Raw genomic sequence first — 13,752 nt, 5'->3', positions numbered from 1 at the left:
ACACCTGGCGGTCTTGAATTCGCCCGCTTCCGCTCGACCCTCTGCCCATGCTAAGGGGAACGGATGAGACTGCTTGTGGTGGAGGACAACAAGGATCTGGCGGCCTGGCTGGGCAAGGCCCTGCGGCAGGCGCAATATGCGATCGATATCGCTTATGACGGCGAGGATGCGGAGCATCTGCTCAAGGTGGCGGAGTATTCGGCGATGATCCTCGACCTTTCGCTGCCGAAGCTTGACGGATTGACGCTTCTGAAGCGGCTGAGACAGTCGGGGAACAAGCTCCCGGTCATCATCCTGACAGCCAATGCGAGCCTGGACGGCCGCGTGGCGGGGCTCGACAGCGGCGCCGACGACTATCTCGCCAAGCCCTTCGAAATCGCCGAGCTGGAAGCGAGGATCCGTGCGGTGGTGCGCCGCGGGCAGGATCGGGCATCATCCGAGATCACCGTCGGCAACCTGCGTTTTTCCGGCGGCACGCGGCAGTTTTTTGTCGAAGACGAGCCGCTGCAACTGACGCCGCGGGAATATGCCGTGCTCGAACAGCTTGTCATGAAGCTTGGCAACACGGTCTCGAAAGCCGCGCTTTCCGAAAGCGTCTTCGGTTTCGACGACGAGGCGGATCCGAGCGCCATCGAAATCTACGTCCACAGGCTCAGAAAGAAGCTCGAAAGCAGTTCGGTTCAGATCGCGACGTTGCGCGGGCTCGGTTATCTCCTCCGATATGTCGAATAGCGTCGTCACAAAGGCCGGTGCGACGATCGCGCGGCTCAGCCAGAGCTTGAGAGTGCAACTGCTCTGCTGGGTGCTGCTGACGCTGTTCGGCGCGATCGGCTTCAATCTTTACGACAGCTTCTGGACGGCTGATGCGACGGCAAAGCTGGTGACGGATCGAACGCTTCTGGCTTCGGCCCGCGTCATCGCCGAGGCCGTCCGTGTCGACGAGGGTGGCAATGTTCAGGTGGATGTGCCGCCGGCTGCACTCGAAATGTTCGACACGGGCTTCGGCGACCGGGTGTTTTACCAGGTGATCACCGCCTGGGGCAGCCTGGTGAGTGGCTTTCCCGATTTGCCCTTGCCGAGGGTCCAGCGGGCCGGTGAGGATCGGGTGTTCCATGGCGCCGACGTGCGCGTCATCATGCTCGACCATCCCGTCGTCGGCCTTCCCGATGACGGCACCATTTCCGTGACCGTCGCCGTGACGCATAACAGCCAGCATGCGATGCAAAAGCAGCTTTGGCTTTCGGATTTTTCGAAGCAGTTCGTGCTCGTCTTCGTCGCCAGCCTGGTGACCATCCTCGGGCTCCAACGCGGCCTGGCGCCTGCTCTGAGACTTCGGGACGCCGTGCGCCAGCGCGGGCGCAACCGTCTCGATCCGCTGCCGCCTGAGATGGTGCAGAGCGAACTGCGTCCGCTCGTCCATGCGCTCAACGACTATATGGAGCGTGTCCAGAACCAGATGGCCGCACAGCGACGGTTCGTATCGAATGCCGCCCATCAGCTCAGAACACCTCTGGCGCTGATTTCGACGCAGGCGAGTGTGGCGGCTCGCGAAGAAGATGCGGCTCGCCGCGACGAGGCGCTCGTCGCCCTTCGCACCAGCACGCGGCAGATTTCGCGCCTCGCCAGCCAGCTGCTGACCTTGTCGCGCGCCGAGCCGGGAAGCAGACGGCCCCGCAGCGATGCGACCGACCTCAGCAAGGCTGCCCGCGAGATCCTGGAAGCGCATGCCGAAGAGGCGCTCCGGCGCAATATCGACGTCGGATTGGAAGCGGACCGACCCGTCATCGTCGAGGGCGACGGCACGATGTTGCGGGAAATGCTGGTCAACCTCATAGACAACGCCATTCGCTATACCCGGGCCAATGGAAGGATAACCGTCGCGGTCGGACAGGCCGATGGACATGCCGTCGTCACTGTCGAAGACAATGGGCCGGGTATTCCAGAGGTGGAGCGCGAACAGGTGTTTGAACGCTTCTACCGGATCATGGGGACCGAAGCCGAGGGAAGTGGCCTGGGGCTTGCGATCGTTCGGGAGGTCGTGGAAGGCGCGGGAGGTTCGGTGTCGCTGGGGGATGCGGCAGGCGGCGGTCTCGTCGTGACCGTGCGGATTCCGCTCGCGTAAATCCGAGATGCATCGAATGGATGAAGGCCGGGCATCGAGCCCGGCCCTCGTTCGATCTGCCTTGGGAGGAGCTGATCTGATTATTGGGTATCGAGGTGTTGCTGCGGCCGCCACTTCGCCAGCCGGTTTTCGATCAGCGTCATAACGTATTCCGCAATAAGCGTGACGACCATGACGAGGAGGATTGCCGCGAACATGCCGGCTGCGTCGAAGGTGCCCTTGGCGATCGAGATGAGCTGACCGATGCCGAAGCGGGCGCCGACGAATTCGCCGACGATGGCGCCGATGATCGCAAAGCCGAAGGAGACGTGCAGGCTGGCGAAGATCCAGCTCATCGCCGAGGGAATGACCACTGTGCGGGTCACCTGCCAGTCCGAAGCGCCGAGGATGCGGGCATTGGCGATCATGTTGCGGTCGGCTTCGCGCACGCCCTGGAAGGCGTTGGCAAAGACGACGAAGAACACCATGATGAAGGCGAGCGCCACCTTGGACGGCAGCCCGAGGCCCATGATCATGATGAAGATCGGCGCAAGCACCACACGGGGGATCGAGTTGATCGCTTTGATGTAGACGGAGAAAATATCCGACAGGAAGCGGTTGCGGCCGAGGCCGATGCCGACGAAGACGCCGGTGATCGAGCCGGCGAAGAAGCCGATCAGCGCCTCTTCCATCGTCACCCAGAGATTGTACCAGAGCGACCCTTCGGTGGTGCCCTCGGTCGCCCATTCGTAGAGGCGCTCAACGACGCCGCTCGGGCTCGAGTAGAAGAACGGATCGATCCACTGCATGTTGGAGGAGAGCTCCCACATGCCGATTACGAAGACCAGGATGGCGATCTGCCAGAAGCGCACAAGCGTCTTGCGCCGGCGTATTGCCTTCAGAGCGGAGGCTTCGATCTCGGCATCCGAAGTACCCGGACGAAACAGCGCGGCCGAACCGGCCTCAAGAGTGGTGTGTGCCATGATATCCTCCCTCAGGCCGCTTCGCTTGCGCGGCGGTAGCTGGTCTCGACCTCTTCGCGCAGGTCCTCCCAGATCGTCTTGCAGTAATCGATGAAGCTCTGCTCGTAGCGGATCTCCGACACGACGCGCGGGCGGGGAAGATCGATCGTGTAGACCGACTTGACGGTGGCGGGGCCGGCTGTGAGCACATAGACCTTGTCGGCGAGCGCCACGGCCTCTTCGAGATCGTGGGTGACGAAGACTACCGAGGCTTTGCGCTCGGCCCAGAGCTTCAGGAGCTCCTCATGCATGACGGTGCGGGTCTGCACGTCGAGCGCCGAGAAGGGCTCGTCCATCAGCAGGATCTCCGGTTCGTTGATGAAGGTCTGCGCCAGCGAGACGCGCTTGCGCATGCCGCCCGAGAGCTGATGGGGGTAGTGGTGGAGAAACTTCGACAGGCCGACGCGCGCCAGCCAGTCGCGGGCGATCTTCTCAGCCTCGGCGCGTGACTTGCCGCGAAACAGCGGCCCGGCCATGACGTTGTCGATGACGTTCTTCCAGGGGAACAGCGCGTCGGTCTGGAATGCGAAGCCGACACGCGGATCGATGCCGGTGATCGGCCCGCCCATCAGACGGACTTCGCCGGCGGAGGGGCGTGCGAGGCCCGTCACGAGATTAAGCGTCGTCGATTTGCCGCATCCGGTGGGGCCGACGACGGCGACGAATTCGCCGCGGGCGACCGTCATGTTGAAATCGCGCAGCGCAGTGAGCGACTTGCCGGTCGGCGAGACGAAGCGGCGGCTGACATTGATCAGCTCGATCGCCGGGACCTGTTTGTTGTCCTGTTGCATGGTGATACCTGAGGCGTGCTTGAGGGCGCGCACGCAAAGCCCATGATCGAACGAAGGCCGCTCCCGCTTGGGAGTCGGGAGCGGCGCGACTGACTTACTTGACGTTCTTGACGAATTCCGTCGTGTAGGTCTTGGAAAGGTCGATCTGCTTGCCCTTGACGTTCTTGGAGAACTCCGAGAGCACGGCAAGCACGGTCTTCGGGCCATCTTCCGGCATGACGCCGTCAGGTGTGAACATGCCCTTGCCCTCGTCGAGGGCTTTGATGTAGCCGTCCTTGTCGCCGACGTAGAAATCCTTCGGCATCTTGTCGGCGATTTCGGCGGCCGAATGCGTGTTGATGTACTTCAGCGTCTTGACGAAGGCGTTGGCGAGCTTCTGCGCCTCTTCCTTGTGGGCGTCGACCCAGGCGGTTTCCATGTAGAGCGAGGCGGCCGGATAGGTGCCGCCGAGCGCCTTTCGGGTTGATTCGACCGTGCGCATATCGACGAGAACGCTGGCTTCGCCGGTTTTGACCAGCCGCGAAATGGTCGGTTCGGTCGTCATGCCGGCCTGGATCTGATCCTGTTGCATGGCGGCAATGAAGGTGCCGCCGGCGCCGACGGGAACGGTAACGACATCGCCCGGCTGAAGGCCGGCCTTCGAGGCCATGAAGAGCGTCAGGAAGTTGGTGGACGAGCCGAGGCCGGTGACGCCGAGGGTCTTGCCCTTGAAATCGGCCGGCGATTTGATCTCGGGATGCTTGCTCGAGACCATCTCGACCTCACCCGGCGCCTGGCTGAACTGGACGAGGGATTCGACGAATTTGCCCTTGGCCTGCAGGTCCACGCAGTGATCGTAGAAGCCGACGACACCCTGGACGGCGCCTGCCAGCAGCTGGTTTTCGGCATCGACGCCGGCAGCTTCGTTCAGCAGCTCGACGTCGAGGCCCTCGTCTTTGAAGTAACCGAGGGATTCGGCGAGTTTGGCGGGCAGATAGATCTGCTTCTCATAGCCGCCGACCATGATGGTGATCTTGTCGGCCGCATGGGCAGCTGTTGAAGCAAAGGATGCCGCGGTCAGCAGCGCGGAAAAAGCGACGGTGTGAAAAAGGCTGCGTGAAAAACGCATTGATATCTCCTCCTGGTGGTGTGACTGCATCGTCGTCTCGCCACTTCGACCGTGTCTCCTCCACGATGCTGCCCTTTCCTATGACCTCGAAGCTTTCAATTAGCTTTCAGCCGCAGACGGGGTAACCAGTCCGTCCATGCATCCCGCTGATGCGCGCCGTGCAGGGGCCTTCACAATAAAGGCGGCTGCGCAACCGGCCAACAGGTTCGTTCCTGACGACATATTCGCATGGCGGTTGGCTGGTTAATTCTGGAAAACCTGAAGTGCGGGCAGCGCTTCTGGCAGGCCTCAGCTCGTAAAGCTCCGCAGATCCTTCAGCAGGTTCCGATATCTGGCCTGGCTGCCGACCAGATGCTCCCGCATGGCGTTGCGCGCGGCCTGGTCATCCCTGTCCGAGATCGCCATGACGATCGCTTCGTGTTCCCTGTGGATCAGTTTTCGGTAAGCGGTCTGCTCGGCAGTTCTCGTTTCCGGAACGAGCCGCGACTGCGGGATGATCACGGTTCCCTGCGATTCCAGGAAGTGTTTGAACAGCGGGTTGTTCGTCGCCTCGGCGATCGCGACATGGAGGTCGAGATCCGCCTCGCGAATGGATTGATCCGTCTCGATGCGCTGGAGGATTTTCCGGTGGCATTCGAAGATCGCCTCCTCCTGCGCCGGCGAGCGGCGCAAGGCGGCAAGTCCCGCCGCCTCGATTTCGACAGGCGTCCGGATTTCGAGCACTTCCAGATCGGAGGCGACGCGGGCCTTGTCGAGTTTTCGGCCTGACAGCGCCGGATCGGCGCCGATCACGAAAATGCCCGCGCCCTGACGCACCTCGACCAGTCCGTCGGAACGAAGTGCGGCGACAGCCTCGCGCACGACGGTTCGGCTGACACTATGCGTCTCGGTCAGTTCATGCTCGCTCGGAAGCTTGTCGCCGGCGGAATACTGGCCGCTGAGGATGGCTTGCCGAAGGCTTTCGCCGACCTGTGAGACCAGCGATCCCGTGCCTCTGCTGCGATCCTTCGTCTGCATAGCCACGCCTTGACCCCCGCTCCGGCTTTGATCCGGATGCTGCCAAGGTCGGTGACATGCGACATCCTGATTCATCACACATGTATGACAAATTTCCCTTTCTTTCAATGGAGGAAAAGAGCGCTAACATTCATGGGGTTCGATATTGGACATAATCGGAACCAATCACTATGATTGATCATGATTGAAGGAGGTTTTGATGGAAACCAAAGTGCTGACTGCGCATGTTCCCCTGCCCCTTGCGCAAAAGGTCGATCAACTCGCCGCAAGGCTTGAGCGCTCGCGCGGGTGGATCGTCAAGCAGGCGCTGACGGCATGGATCGATCAGGAGGAGGAGCGTCGCCGTTTGACGCTGGAAGCGCTGGCTGATGTGGATGAAGGCAAAGTGGTCGATCATCAGTCCGTCCAGGCCTGGGCCGATAGTCTCGACAGTGACGCGCCGGTTTCGTTGCCTCGTTAATGGAACTCAAATGGACGAGCAAAGCGGTCTCGGACATTGACCGCCTCTATGCCTTTCTCGCTCCGGTCAATCGACAGGCGGCGGCTCGGACTGTGCAGGCCTTGACGGCAGCGCCGCTGCGGCTGCTTGAGCAGCCGCGCCTTGGCGAGCGGCTGGAGGAGTTCGATCCTCGGGAGGTCCGCCGCATTCTCGTTGGCCAATACGAGCTACGTTATGAAATACGGCAGTCGGCCATCTATGTATTGCGGCTCTGGCATACGCGTGAAGACCGGTAAAAACGAACAGGGGTTGGGCACGTTATTGAAAGTGTCCTCCAGAGGCGCTGCCGGCTGAGAGTTGCTCAAAGCCGCCTGGTTGACTCCCCGCGCACGAATCTCGGCGTCAGGATGAAATCCTGCGGCGGCTCGGCGGCGGCTTCGGGGCTTGATATTCTTGCCAGCAGGCGCTGCGCCGCGAGTTCGCCGAGCTTCTGAGCATCCTGCACGACCATGGTGATGCGCGGGGTGATAACGTTGCTCCAGGGCACGTCGTCGACCATCGCCAAAGACACGTCGTCGGGGCAGCGGAAGCCCATTTCCTGCATCACCTGCAGGGCCGCCAGGCCCATCATGTTGTTGGCGCCGATGATGGCGGTCGGGCGGTCGCGCCGTGTCAGCAGCCGCATCGCCTGCGCGTGGCCGCCGGTCCTGGTGTAGCCGCCTTCCACCACCAGCGAGGGGTCGATATCCGCCCCGGCGGCGGACATCGTATCCATAAAACCCTTCAGGCGCTCATCGGCGGTATGCAGGCCGGAGGGGCCGGAAATGAAACCGATGCGGCGGTGGCCGAGCTGCAGCAGATGCTCCGTCAGGATGGTCGTCGTCAGCGGATTGTCGGAGCCGACGAAATCGCGCGCCGCGCCCTCCACCTTCTGGTCGAACATCACGATCGGGGTCTTGAAGTCGCGCAGGAATGCCGCGTATTCCGCGCCGTGGCCGTTTGTCGCCAGCGCGATGCCGGCGATCTTCTGCGCTTCCATCCGCTCCAGCAACGCCCGTTCGAGTTCGGCCCGGCCGGAAGAATCGGCGATCAGCACGAAATAACCGTGGTCGAGCGCCTGGTGCTCGATCTCCCGGCGGATGTCACCGAAGAACATGTTGCCGAGATTGGCTGAGACGAAACCGATCAGCGAACTGCGGCCGCGCGCCAGCGTCTGGGCGACCGGATCGATGCGGTAGCCCGTCGATTTGATCGCCTGCTGGATGCGGTCGAGCGTCTCGGCGCCGACCCGCTTCGGGCTGTTGAGCGCGAGCGAGACGGTCGAGATCGAAACTCCCGCGAGCCGCGCGACATCTCGTATGGTCGTCATGTCTATCGAACCGGTTCTAAAGCCTTGTTATGTCAGTTTCTATTTCTCGGTGCAACAGACTTGTCTGAAATGGCCTATCGGAGCAGTAAAAACTTTTCAGCGACGGTTGTGGTGGAATCGGCTTGACAGGTGGGGCTTCAAGGAAGATGTTCAGTCACCGAACCGGTTCGATATGATGTCGAGCCGGAAAACAGGGAGGAGAAACCTGTGACGAGTTCGGAGCGCCAGCCGCAAAATCCGGTATCGGGAGTGGGTAAGCACACCTGGTTCAGCCATGACAGACTGGGCATGTTCATCCATTGGGGCCTCTATGCTCTCGGGGCGCGGCACGAATGGTTGAAGAACCGTGAAGAGCTGACCGACGAGCATTACCAGCGCTATTTCGACAATTTCGATCCCGATCTCTACGATCCCAAGGAGTGGGCTCGGCGGGCGCGTCTTGCCGGCATGAAATATGTCGTGGTGACGACCAAGCATCACGAGGGTTTCTGCCTGTGGGACAGCAAGGTCACCGATTATAAGGCGCCGAATACGCCTTGCGGCAGGGATCTGCTGACGCCGCTGGTCGAGGCCTTCCGCGCCGAGGGGCTGAAGATCGGCTTCTATTATTCGCTGCTCGACTGGCACCATCCTGATTTTCCGATCGACGTCCACCATCCCCTCCGCAACCATCTGGACGCCAAGGCGCTGAATGCCGGCCGCAACATCGCTAACTACGCCGCCTATATGCGCGAACAGGTGCGCGAACTCCTGACCGGCTTCGGCCGCATCGACATCATCTGGTTCGATTTCAGCTATCCCGGCCGCGAATATCACGGCCTGCCCGGCAAGGGGCGCGCCGACTGGGAGAGCGAACGGCTGATCGAGCTGGTGCGCGAGCTGCAGCCCGAGATCATCGTCAACAACCGCCTCGATCTGCCGCCGGGCCAGTTGCCCGACGTGACGACGCCGGAGCAATATACGCCGCGCGTGGCGCCTGCCATCGCCAGCCAAGGGGTGCTCTGGGAAGCCTGCCACACCTTCAGCGGCTCCTGGGGCTATCACCGCGACGAGGATAGCTGGAAGAGCCCGGAACAGATCATCCAGCTGCTGATCGATTCCGTCGCGCTCGGCGGCAACCTGCTGATGAACGTCGGCCCGACCGGCCGCGGCACCTTCGACGCGCGCGCCGTCGATGCGCTTGAGGTCTACCAGAACTGGATGGCGGTCAACGGCCGCTCCATCTATGGGGCCGGGCCATCGGAACTGCCGGTACCGGCTGGATGCCGCTACACCCAGCGCGGCACCCGTGTCTATCTGCATGTCTATAACTGGCCTTACCGCCACATCCACATCGAGGGCCTCGCCGACAGGATCGCCTATGCGCAATTCCTGCATGATGCCAGTGAAGTGCGCTGGCTCAGCCATACGAGGGATGTGGATTCCAATATCGGCGTGATGGTGCCGGAAGGCATGATCACGTTCGAACTGCCGGTCCGGCGACCTGACGTTACCGTCCCGGTGATCGAGATCGTCCTCAAGGCGTGAGCTCGGTCGCATCCGCGTGTTCATTGCGTCATGGAGGGAGGAGAAACCCATGAAGGTTCTGAAGAAAACGCTTTTGCTCGCCGCAATCGGCGGCAGTCTTTTTGCCACAGCCGCATCGGCTGAGCAGGTCAACCTGACCTGGCAGATGTGGACCGGTTCCGATGCCGACACCAAGGGCTGGCAGCACCTGGCCGACATGGTCACCGCCAAATACCCCGATATCAAGGTGACGCTGACGACGACGGGCTGGGTCGACTACTGGACGAGGCTGCCGGTGCTGGCGGCGTCCGGCCAACTCGCCGACATCGTTTCCATGCAGTCGCTGCGCATGCCGAATTTCTATTCGCTGCTTGAGCCTCTGAATGACCGGATCGCGGCCGACAAGTTCGACGTCGGCGCCTTCACCCCCTCGATCATCGGCGGCATGTCCGTCGACAAGCAGCTTTACGGCCTTCCCTACGACGTCGGTCCGTGGGTCATCTATTATAACCAGGACGCGCTGGAAGCCGCCGGCATTCCGCTGCCGAAGCCGGGCTGGACGCTCGCCGAATTCACCGATGCCGCCAAGAAGCTGACCAAGGACGGCAAATACGGTTTCGGCATCACCCCGCAGAACTATTCGGTCCTCGCCTCGGCCTGGGGCGATAAATATGTCAACGATTCAGGCGCGCTCGACCTGACCAATCCGGGCGCCATTGGCGCGGCCGAGAAGGTGATCGGCTTTGCCGCCAAGGACAAGATCGCGCCGCTGGTGCCGTCGAGCGCCGATGCCGGCACGGTCATCCAGGGCCGGTTCTATTCGGGCAATGTCGCCATGTATGTCGATGGTCCCTGGTCGATCATCGGCATGAAGGACAAGGTCAAATTCAAAATCGGTTCCACTTCCCTCCCGCGCGCAGACGCGGAGCTCACGGCCGTCACGGCGGGCTCAGGTTTCGGCATCGCCACGACGAGCAAGAACAAGGATGCGGCCTGGAAGGCGATCCAGGTGCTGACCAGCCCGGAGGCATTGCAATATCTCGCCGAACAGGGCCGCGCGCTGCCGGCGCGAACGGCATCGCAATCCTCCTGGTACAAGGTGGCAGCCAAGGACATCACCAATGGCGGCGAGGCCATCGACTATTCCTTGGCGCATTCCGTGCCCTACGTGATCACCAATAATTGGGCGGCGGTGGAAAACCTCTTCAACCAGTATTTCCCGCCGGCCTTCGGCGGCAGCGCCGATGCCAAGCAGACGATGGAGTCGATCCAGAGCCTCGCGCAGCAATAATGCATGTCGCCCGGAAGTGTGCAGCGGTTCCGGGACAACGACATGCATCAAAACAAAGGGCTAAAGCATGTCGCGCAAAAGTGTGCGCGGTTTTGCGGCGACGACATGCATGAAAACAAGAGGTTAAAGCGCGGCGGCAGGATTGCCGCGCATGGAGGAAGACATGTCGCAAAGCGCCGTCGCCGAAATTCCCCTGCAGCCCGGTCGGCCGCGGCGCTTTCTGAAACCCGAGACGCAGACGGCCATGCTGTTCCTGCTGCCGAGCTTTCTCGGCTTCATGATCTTCATGGCCCTGCCGATCCTGGCGTCGCTGGCGCTCTCCTTCACCAACTGGCAGCTGATCTCGACGCCGTCCTTCGTCGGCTTTCAGAACTATATCAAACTCTTCACCGTCGATCCGGCCTTCTACGCCATATTGCGGAATACGCTGTTCTTCGCCGTCGAGTATTTGGCTGTGAATATCATCGTCTCGCTGACGCTGGCGGTGTGGATATCCAGCCTGAAGCGCGGCAAGGCGATCTTCCGGGTGATCTTCTTCCTGCCGACCTTTACGCCGACGATCGCCGCCTCGGTGGTGTGGCTGCTGATCTTCACGCCGGACGGGCTGGCCGACACCATCATCCGCGCACTCGGCCTCGGCCTGCCGAATTTCCTGCTGAGTTCGAGCTGGGCGATGCAGGCGGTCGTGCTCGTTACGCTCTGGGCCAATGTCGGCTACAACGTCGTGATGTTCAACGCCGCGCTCGATCTCGTGCCGAAGCACTATCTCGAGGCGGCGACGATCGACGGCGCCAATGCCTGGCAGCGCTTCTGGCGCATCCGTCTGCCGCTAATCTCGCCGACGGTGTTCTTCGCGACCGTGATGACGGCGATCACCTCGCTGCAGGTCTTCGACGAGATCTTCGCGATGACGCGCGGCGGCCCGGGCTCGGCGACGGCGACCCTCGGCTTTGCCATCTACCAGAAGGGCTTCACCAACTTCCAGATGGGTTATGCCTCCGCTCTTGCCTGGGTGATGTTCGTCATGATCATGGCGCTCACCATCCTGCAGTTCCACATGCAGCGCAAATGGGTGCATTATGACGACTGACCCGAACTCACGGCATCCGCATTCCGTCTCTGCGGGCCGGCATCGCATCTTGCGGCGCATCGGCAACTTTTTGAGTTATGCGGGACTTTCGCTGATCGCGCTGCTTTTCCTCTTTCCCTTCTTCTGGATGGTGTCGAACGCGGTGCGCTCCAATACCGAGGTGATGGCCGTGCCGGTTCGCATCTTCCCCGAGGAGTATCATTGGGGCACCTTCGTCGAAGCGCTGGTGTCCCTGCCGTTCGGCACCTTCCTGCTGAATTCCCTTGTTGTCGCCTGCGGCGTTACGGCGATCGTGATTGCGGTATCCTGCCTTTCCGCCTACGCCTTCGCCCGGCTGAGGTTTCCCGGCCGCGAGGGGCTGCTGCTCACCTATCTCAGCACGTTGATGATCCCGCAGGTGATGCTGGTGATCCCGCTCTTTCTCCTGGTCAGCAAGCTCGGCTGGATCAACACCTATCACGGCATGATCCTGCCGGTCGCTTTCTCCTCTTTCGGCACCTTCCTGATGCGGCAGTTCATCCTCGGTATTCCCAAGGATCTCGACGAGGCGGCGATGATGGATGGCGCTTCGAGGCTGCGCATTCTGGTCAAGATCATCGTGCCGCTCGCCATGCCGGCGATCGGCCTTTTGTCGCTCTTCACCTTCATCGCCCAGTGGAAGAGTTTCCTGTGGCCGCTGATCGCCACCAGCGGGGTGGAAAAAGCCACGCTGCCGCTCGGGCTCACTTTGTTCCAGACCCAGCAGGGCACGGCGTGGAACTACATCATGGCGGGCGCGACGATCTCCATGCTGCCGGGTGTCGTCCTGGCCATCGTGCTGCAAAGGGTGATCTATAGAGGCATCACTGTCAGCTCCGGCTTCGGTGGAAGGTAGTTCCAGTTAAACAAAGACTTGAAGGCGCCGCATCAAGTTCGTCTCGACGTCCTTCAAGTCCGACCGAGTGCCGCCGAAGAACGCGCTTCTGCCGCCGCTAGATCATTCCCGCGCGCTTAACTTTCGCTTCACGTCGAAAAGTAAAATTTAACCAAGATTTGAAATAACGCGTTCATATCCGAATTGCACAGGGGAATTCATGAAAACCGCCACGCTTGCATCCATCGCCCTGGCGATATCGGTCTCTGTTGCCAATGCACAGACGATCGGGGTTTCGATGACCAATCTTGATAAGTTCAGAGAGATGCTTGTGAACGGCGTCGTCTCGCACGGGAAGACGATATCAGGCCTCAAGCTCGTCGCCCAGAATGCCAATGGCGACAATGAGCTGCAGAGGAAGCAGGTTCAGCAGTTCGTCGCGGACAAGGTCGATGCCATTATCATGATGCTGTCTGATGGCGATCTCGGGCCGCAAATGACCAAGATTGCAGCGGATGCCGGCATTCCGCTGATCTACATCAACACGACGCCCTCCAATCTCTTGGACTTGCCGGACAATCAGGTCGTTGTCGCCTCCGATGAGAAAGACTCCGGTACGCTGGAGACGAAGCAAGTATGCTCTCTCCTCAAGGGCAAGGGCCGCGTGGTCGTGCTGATGGGCGAGGTCTTCCATGTGGCCGCCCGCACCCGCACCCAGGACATATCAGATGTCATCGCGACGCCGGAATGCAAAGGTCTTGAGATCGTCGAGCAGCAAGCGGCCTATTGGTCGCGCGATTATGCCGATCAGCAGATGCAGGAATGGCTGGCGGCCGGCGTCAAGTTCGATGCTGTGATCGCCAACAATGACGAGATGGCGCTCGGTGCGATCCGCGCCATGAAGAAAGCCAATATTCCGATGAAGGACGTCGTCGTCGGCGGCGTCGATGCGACCGACGACGCGCTCGCCGCAATGGTAGCGGGCGATCTCGATGTCACCGTTCTCCAGAGCGCCGTCGGGCAGGGCGCGGCTGCGGTCGATGCCGCCATGAAGCTCATCAAAAAGGAGAAGGTGCCGCGCGAAAACAACGTTCCCTTCGAACTCGTCACACCTGAGAACATTGCCCAATACCTGCCGAAGAGCCAGTGAGCATAAGAGGCCTAT

14 protein-coding genes are annotated in these 13,752 nt (G+C 61.2%); 9 read left to right on the top strand and 5 right to left on the bottom strand.

Annotated features, from left to right (window positions below):
• Positions 1 to 63 precede the first annotated feature (63 nt).
• Positions 64 to 732 carry a response regulator gene (locus tag BBJ66_RS12125; RefSeq protein WP_049734922.1) on the top strand — a complete coding sequence of 223 codons (669 nt, stop codon included), beginning with the start codon at positions 64 to 66 and terminating at the stop codon, positions 730 to 732.
• On the top strand, positions 722 to 2,122 hold the full coding sequence (locus BBJ66_RS12120; protein WP_071087230.1) for a sensor histidine kinase: 1,401 nt from the start codon (positions 722 to 724) through the stop codon (positions 2,120 to 2,122). The genes BBJ66_RS12125 and BBJ66_RS12120 overlap by 11 nt, the downstream gene beginning before the upstream one ends.
• A gap of 80 nt (positions 2,123 to 2,202) precedes the next feature.
• On the opposite strand, the gene BBJ66_RS12115 is transcribed toward BBJ66_RS12120, so the two are convergent.
• From BBJ66_RS12115 to BBJ66_RS12100, 4 genes are all read right to left on the bottom strand, one after another.
• Entirely contained in the window at positions 2,203 to 3,084 is an 882-nt protein-coding gene (locus tag BBJ66_RS12115; protein ID WP_049734924.1) for an ABC transporter permease, read from the bottom strand.
• Positions 3,085 to 3,095: 11 nt separating this feature from the next.
• Entirely contained in the window at positions 3,096 to 3,914 is an 819-nt protein-coding gene (locus BBJ66_RS12110) for an ABC transporter ATP-binding protein (RefSeq protein WP_049734925.1), read from the bottom strand.
• A 94-nt stretch (positions 3,915 to 4,008) separates the two neighbouring features.
• A complete protein-coding gene (locus tag BBJ66_RS12105; RefSeq protein WP_049734926.1) occupies positions 4,009 to 5,022 on the bottom strand; it encodes an ABC transporter substrate-binding protein in 1,014 nt (337 codons plus the stop codon).
• A 288-nt stretch (positions 5,023 to 5,310) separates the two neighbouring features.
• Positions 5,311 to 6,039, bottom strand: a complete 729-nt coding sequence (locus BBJ66_RS12100) for a FadR/GntR family transcriptional regulator (protein WP_049734927.1) — start codon at positions 6,037 to 6,039, stop codon at positions 5,311 to 5,313.
• A 199-nt stretch (positions 6,040 to 6,238) separates the two neighbouring features.
• Between BBJ66_RS12100 and BBJ66_RS12095 the strand changes: the two genes are divergently transcribed.
• Both BBJ66_RS12095 and BBJ66_RS12090 read left to right on the top strand, forming a co-directional pair.
• The gene (locus BBJ66_RS12095; protein WP_049734928.1) at positions 6,239 to 6,499 is read left to right on the top strand and encodes a CopG family ribbon-helix-helix protein; all 261 of its coding nucleotides are present in this window, start codon (positions 6,239 to 6,241) and stop codon (positions 6,497 to 6,499) included.
• Complete coding sequence (locus BBJ66_RS12090) at positions 6,499 to 6,774, top strand: type II toxin-antitoxin system RelE/ParE family toxin (RefSeq protein ID WP_049734929.1); 276 nt, start codon at positions 6,499 to 6,501, stop codon at positions 6,772 to 6,774. Before BBJ66_RS12095 ends, BBJ66_RS12090 begins: the two co-directional genes overlap by 1 nt.
• A gap of 65 nt (positions 6,775 to 6,839) precedes the next feature.
• Here BBJ66_RS12090 and BBJ66_RS12085 read toward each other — a convergent pair whose 3' ends face one another.
• Positions 6,840 to 7,847, bottom strand: a complete 1,008-nt coding sequence (locus BBJ66_RS12085) for a LacI family DNA-binding transcriptional regulator (RefSeq protein ID WP_071087228.1) — start codon at positions 7,845 to 7,847, stop codon at positions 6,840 to 6,842.
• Between the two features lie 207 nt (positions 7,848 to 8,054).
• Here BBJ66_RS12085 and BBJ66_RS12080 point away from each other — a divergent pair, with 207 nt between their 5' ends.
• The 5 genes from BBJ66_RS12080 (at position 8,055) to BBJ66_RS12060 (ending at position 13,737) form a co-directional block, all read left to right on the top strand.
• Positions 8,055 to 9,374 (top strand): alpha-L-fucosidase, encoded by a 1,320-nt coding sequence (locus BBJ66_RS12080; protein WP_049734931.1) that lies wholly within the window; start codon positions 8,055 to 8,057, stop codon positions 9,372 to 9,374.
• A 49-nt stretch (positions 9,375 to 9,423) separates the two neighbouring features.
• A complete protein-coding gene (locus BBJ66_RS12075; protein WP_049734932.1) occupies positions 9,424 to 10,644 on the top strand; it encodes an ABC transporter substrate-binding protein in 1,221 nt (406 codons plus the stop codon).
• Positions 10,645 to 10,807: 163 nt separating this feature from the next.
• Positions 10,808 to 11,734 (top strand): carbohydrate ABC transporter permease, encoded by a 927-nt coding sequence (locus BBJ66_RS12070; protein WP_071087354.1) that lies wholly within the window; start codon positions 10,808 to 10,810, stop codon positions 11,732 to 11,734.
• Entirely contained in the window at positions 11,724 to 12,608 is an 885-nt protein-coding gene (locus BBJ66_RS12065; RefSeq protein WP_071087226.1) for a carbohydrate ABC transporter permease, read from the top strand. Before BBJ66_RS12070 ends, BBJ66_RS12065 begins: the two co-directional genes overlap by 11 nt.
• A 199-nt stretch (positions 12,609 to 12,807) precedes the next feature.
• Positions 12,808 to 13,737 (top strand): substrate-binding domain-containing protein, encoded by a 930-nt coding sequence (locus tag BBJ66_RS12060; protein ID WP_071087224.1) that lies wholly within the window; start codon positions 12,808 to 12,810, stop codon positions 13,735 to 13,737.
• Positions 13,738 to 13,752 lie beyond the last annotated feature (15 nt).

Origin of the sequence: Rhizobium sp. RSm-3 (genome assembly GCF_001854685.1) — a bacterium.
Lineage (GTDB): Bacteria > Pseudomonadota > Alphaproteobacteria > Rhizobiales > Rhizobiaceae > Rhizobium > Rhizobium ecuadorense.
The sequence above is the reverse complement of the archived record's forward strand: the minus strand, read 5'-3'. Positions and strand labels throughout refer to the sequence as shown.

Coding starts and splice junctions, on each gene's coding strand:
- BBJ66_RS12125 (WP_049734922.1), top strand. CDS start 64: ATGAGACTGCTTGTGGTGGAGGACAACAAGGATCTGGCGGCCTGGCTG.
- BBJ66_RS12120 (WP_071087230.1), top strand. CDS start 722: ATGTCGAATAGCGTCGTCACAAAGGCCGGTGCGACGATCGCGCGGCTC.
- BBJ66_RS12115 (WP_049734924.1), bottom strand. CDS start 3,084: ATGGCACACACCACTCTTGAGGCCGGTTCGGCCGCGCTGTTTCGTCCG.
- BBJ66_RS12110 (WP_049734925.1), bottom strand. CDS start 3,914: ATGCAACAGGACAACAAACAGGTCCCGGCGATCGAGCTGATCAATGTC.
- BBJ66_RS12105 (WP_049734926.1), bottom strand. CDS start 5,022: ATGCGTTTTTCACGCAGCCTTTTTCACACCGTCGCTTTTTCCGCGCTG.
- BBJ66_RS12100 (WP_049734927.1), bottom strand. CDS start 6,039: ATGCAGACGAAGGATCGCAGCAGAGGCACGGGATCGCTGGTCTCACAG.
- BBJ66_RS12095 (WP_049734928.1), top strand. CDS start 6,239: ATGGAAACCAAAGTGCTGACTGCGCATGTTCCCCTGCCCCTTGCGCAA.
- BBJ66_RS12090 (WP_049734929.1), top strand. CDS start 6,499: ATGGAACTCAAATGGACGAGCAAAGCGGTCTCGGACATTGACCGCCTC.
- BBJ66_RS12085 (WP_071087228.1), bottom strand. CDS start 7,847: ATGACGACCATACGAGATGTCGCGCGGCTCGCGGGAGTTTCGATCTCG.
- BBJ66_RS12075 (WP_049734932.1), top strand. CDS start 9,424: ATGAAGGTTCTGAAGAAAACGCTTTTGCTCGCCGCAATCGGCGGCAGT.
- BBJ66_RS12070 (WP_071087354.1), top strand. CDS start 10,808: ATGTCGCAAAGCGCCGTCGCCGAAATTCCCCTGCAGCCCGGTCGGCCG.
- BBJ66_RS12065 (WP_071087226.1), top strand. CDS start 11,724: ATGACGACTGACCCGAACTCACGGCATCCGCATTCCGTCTCTGCGGGC.
- BBJ66_RS12060 (WP_071087224.1), top strand. CDS start 12,808: ATGAAAACCGCCACGCTTGCATCCATCGCCCTGGCGATATCGGTCTCT.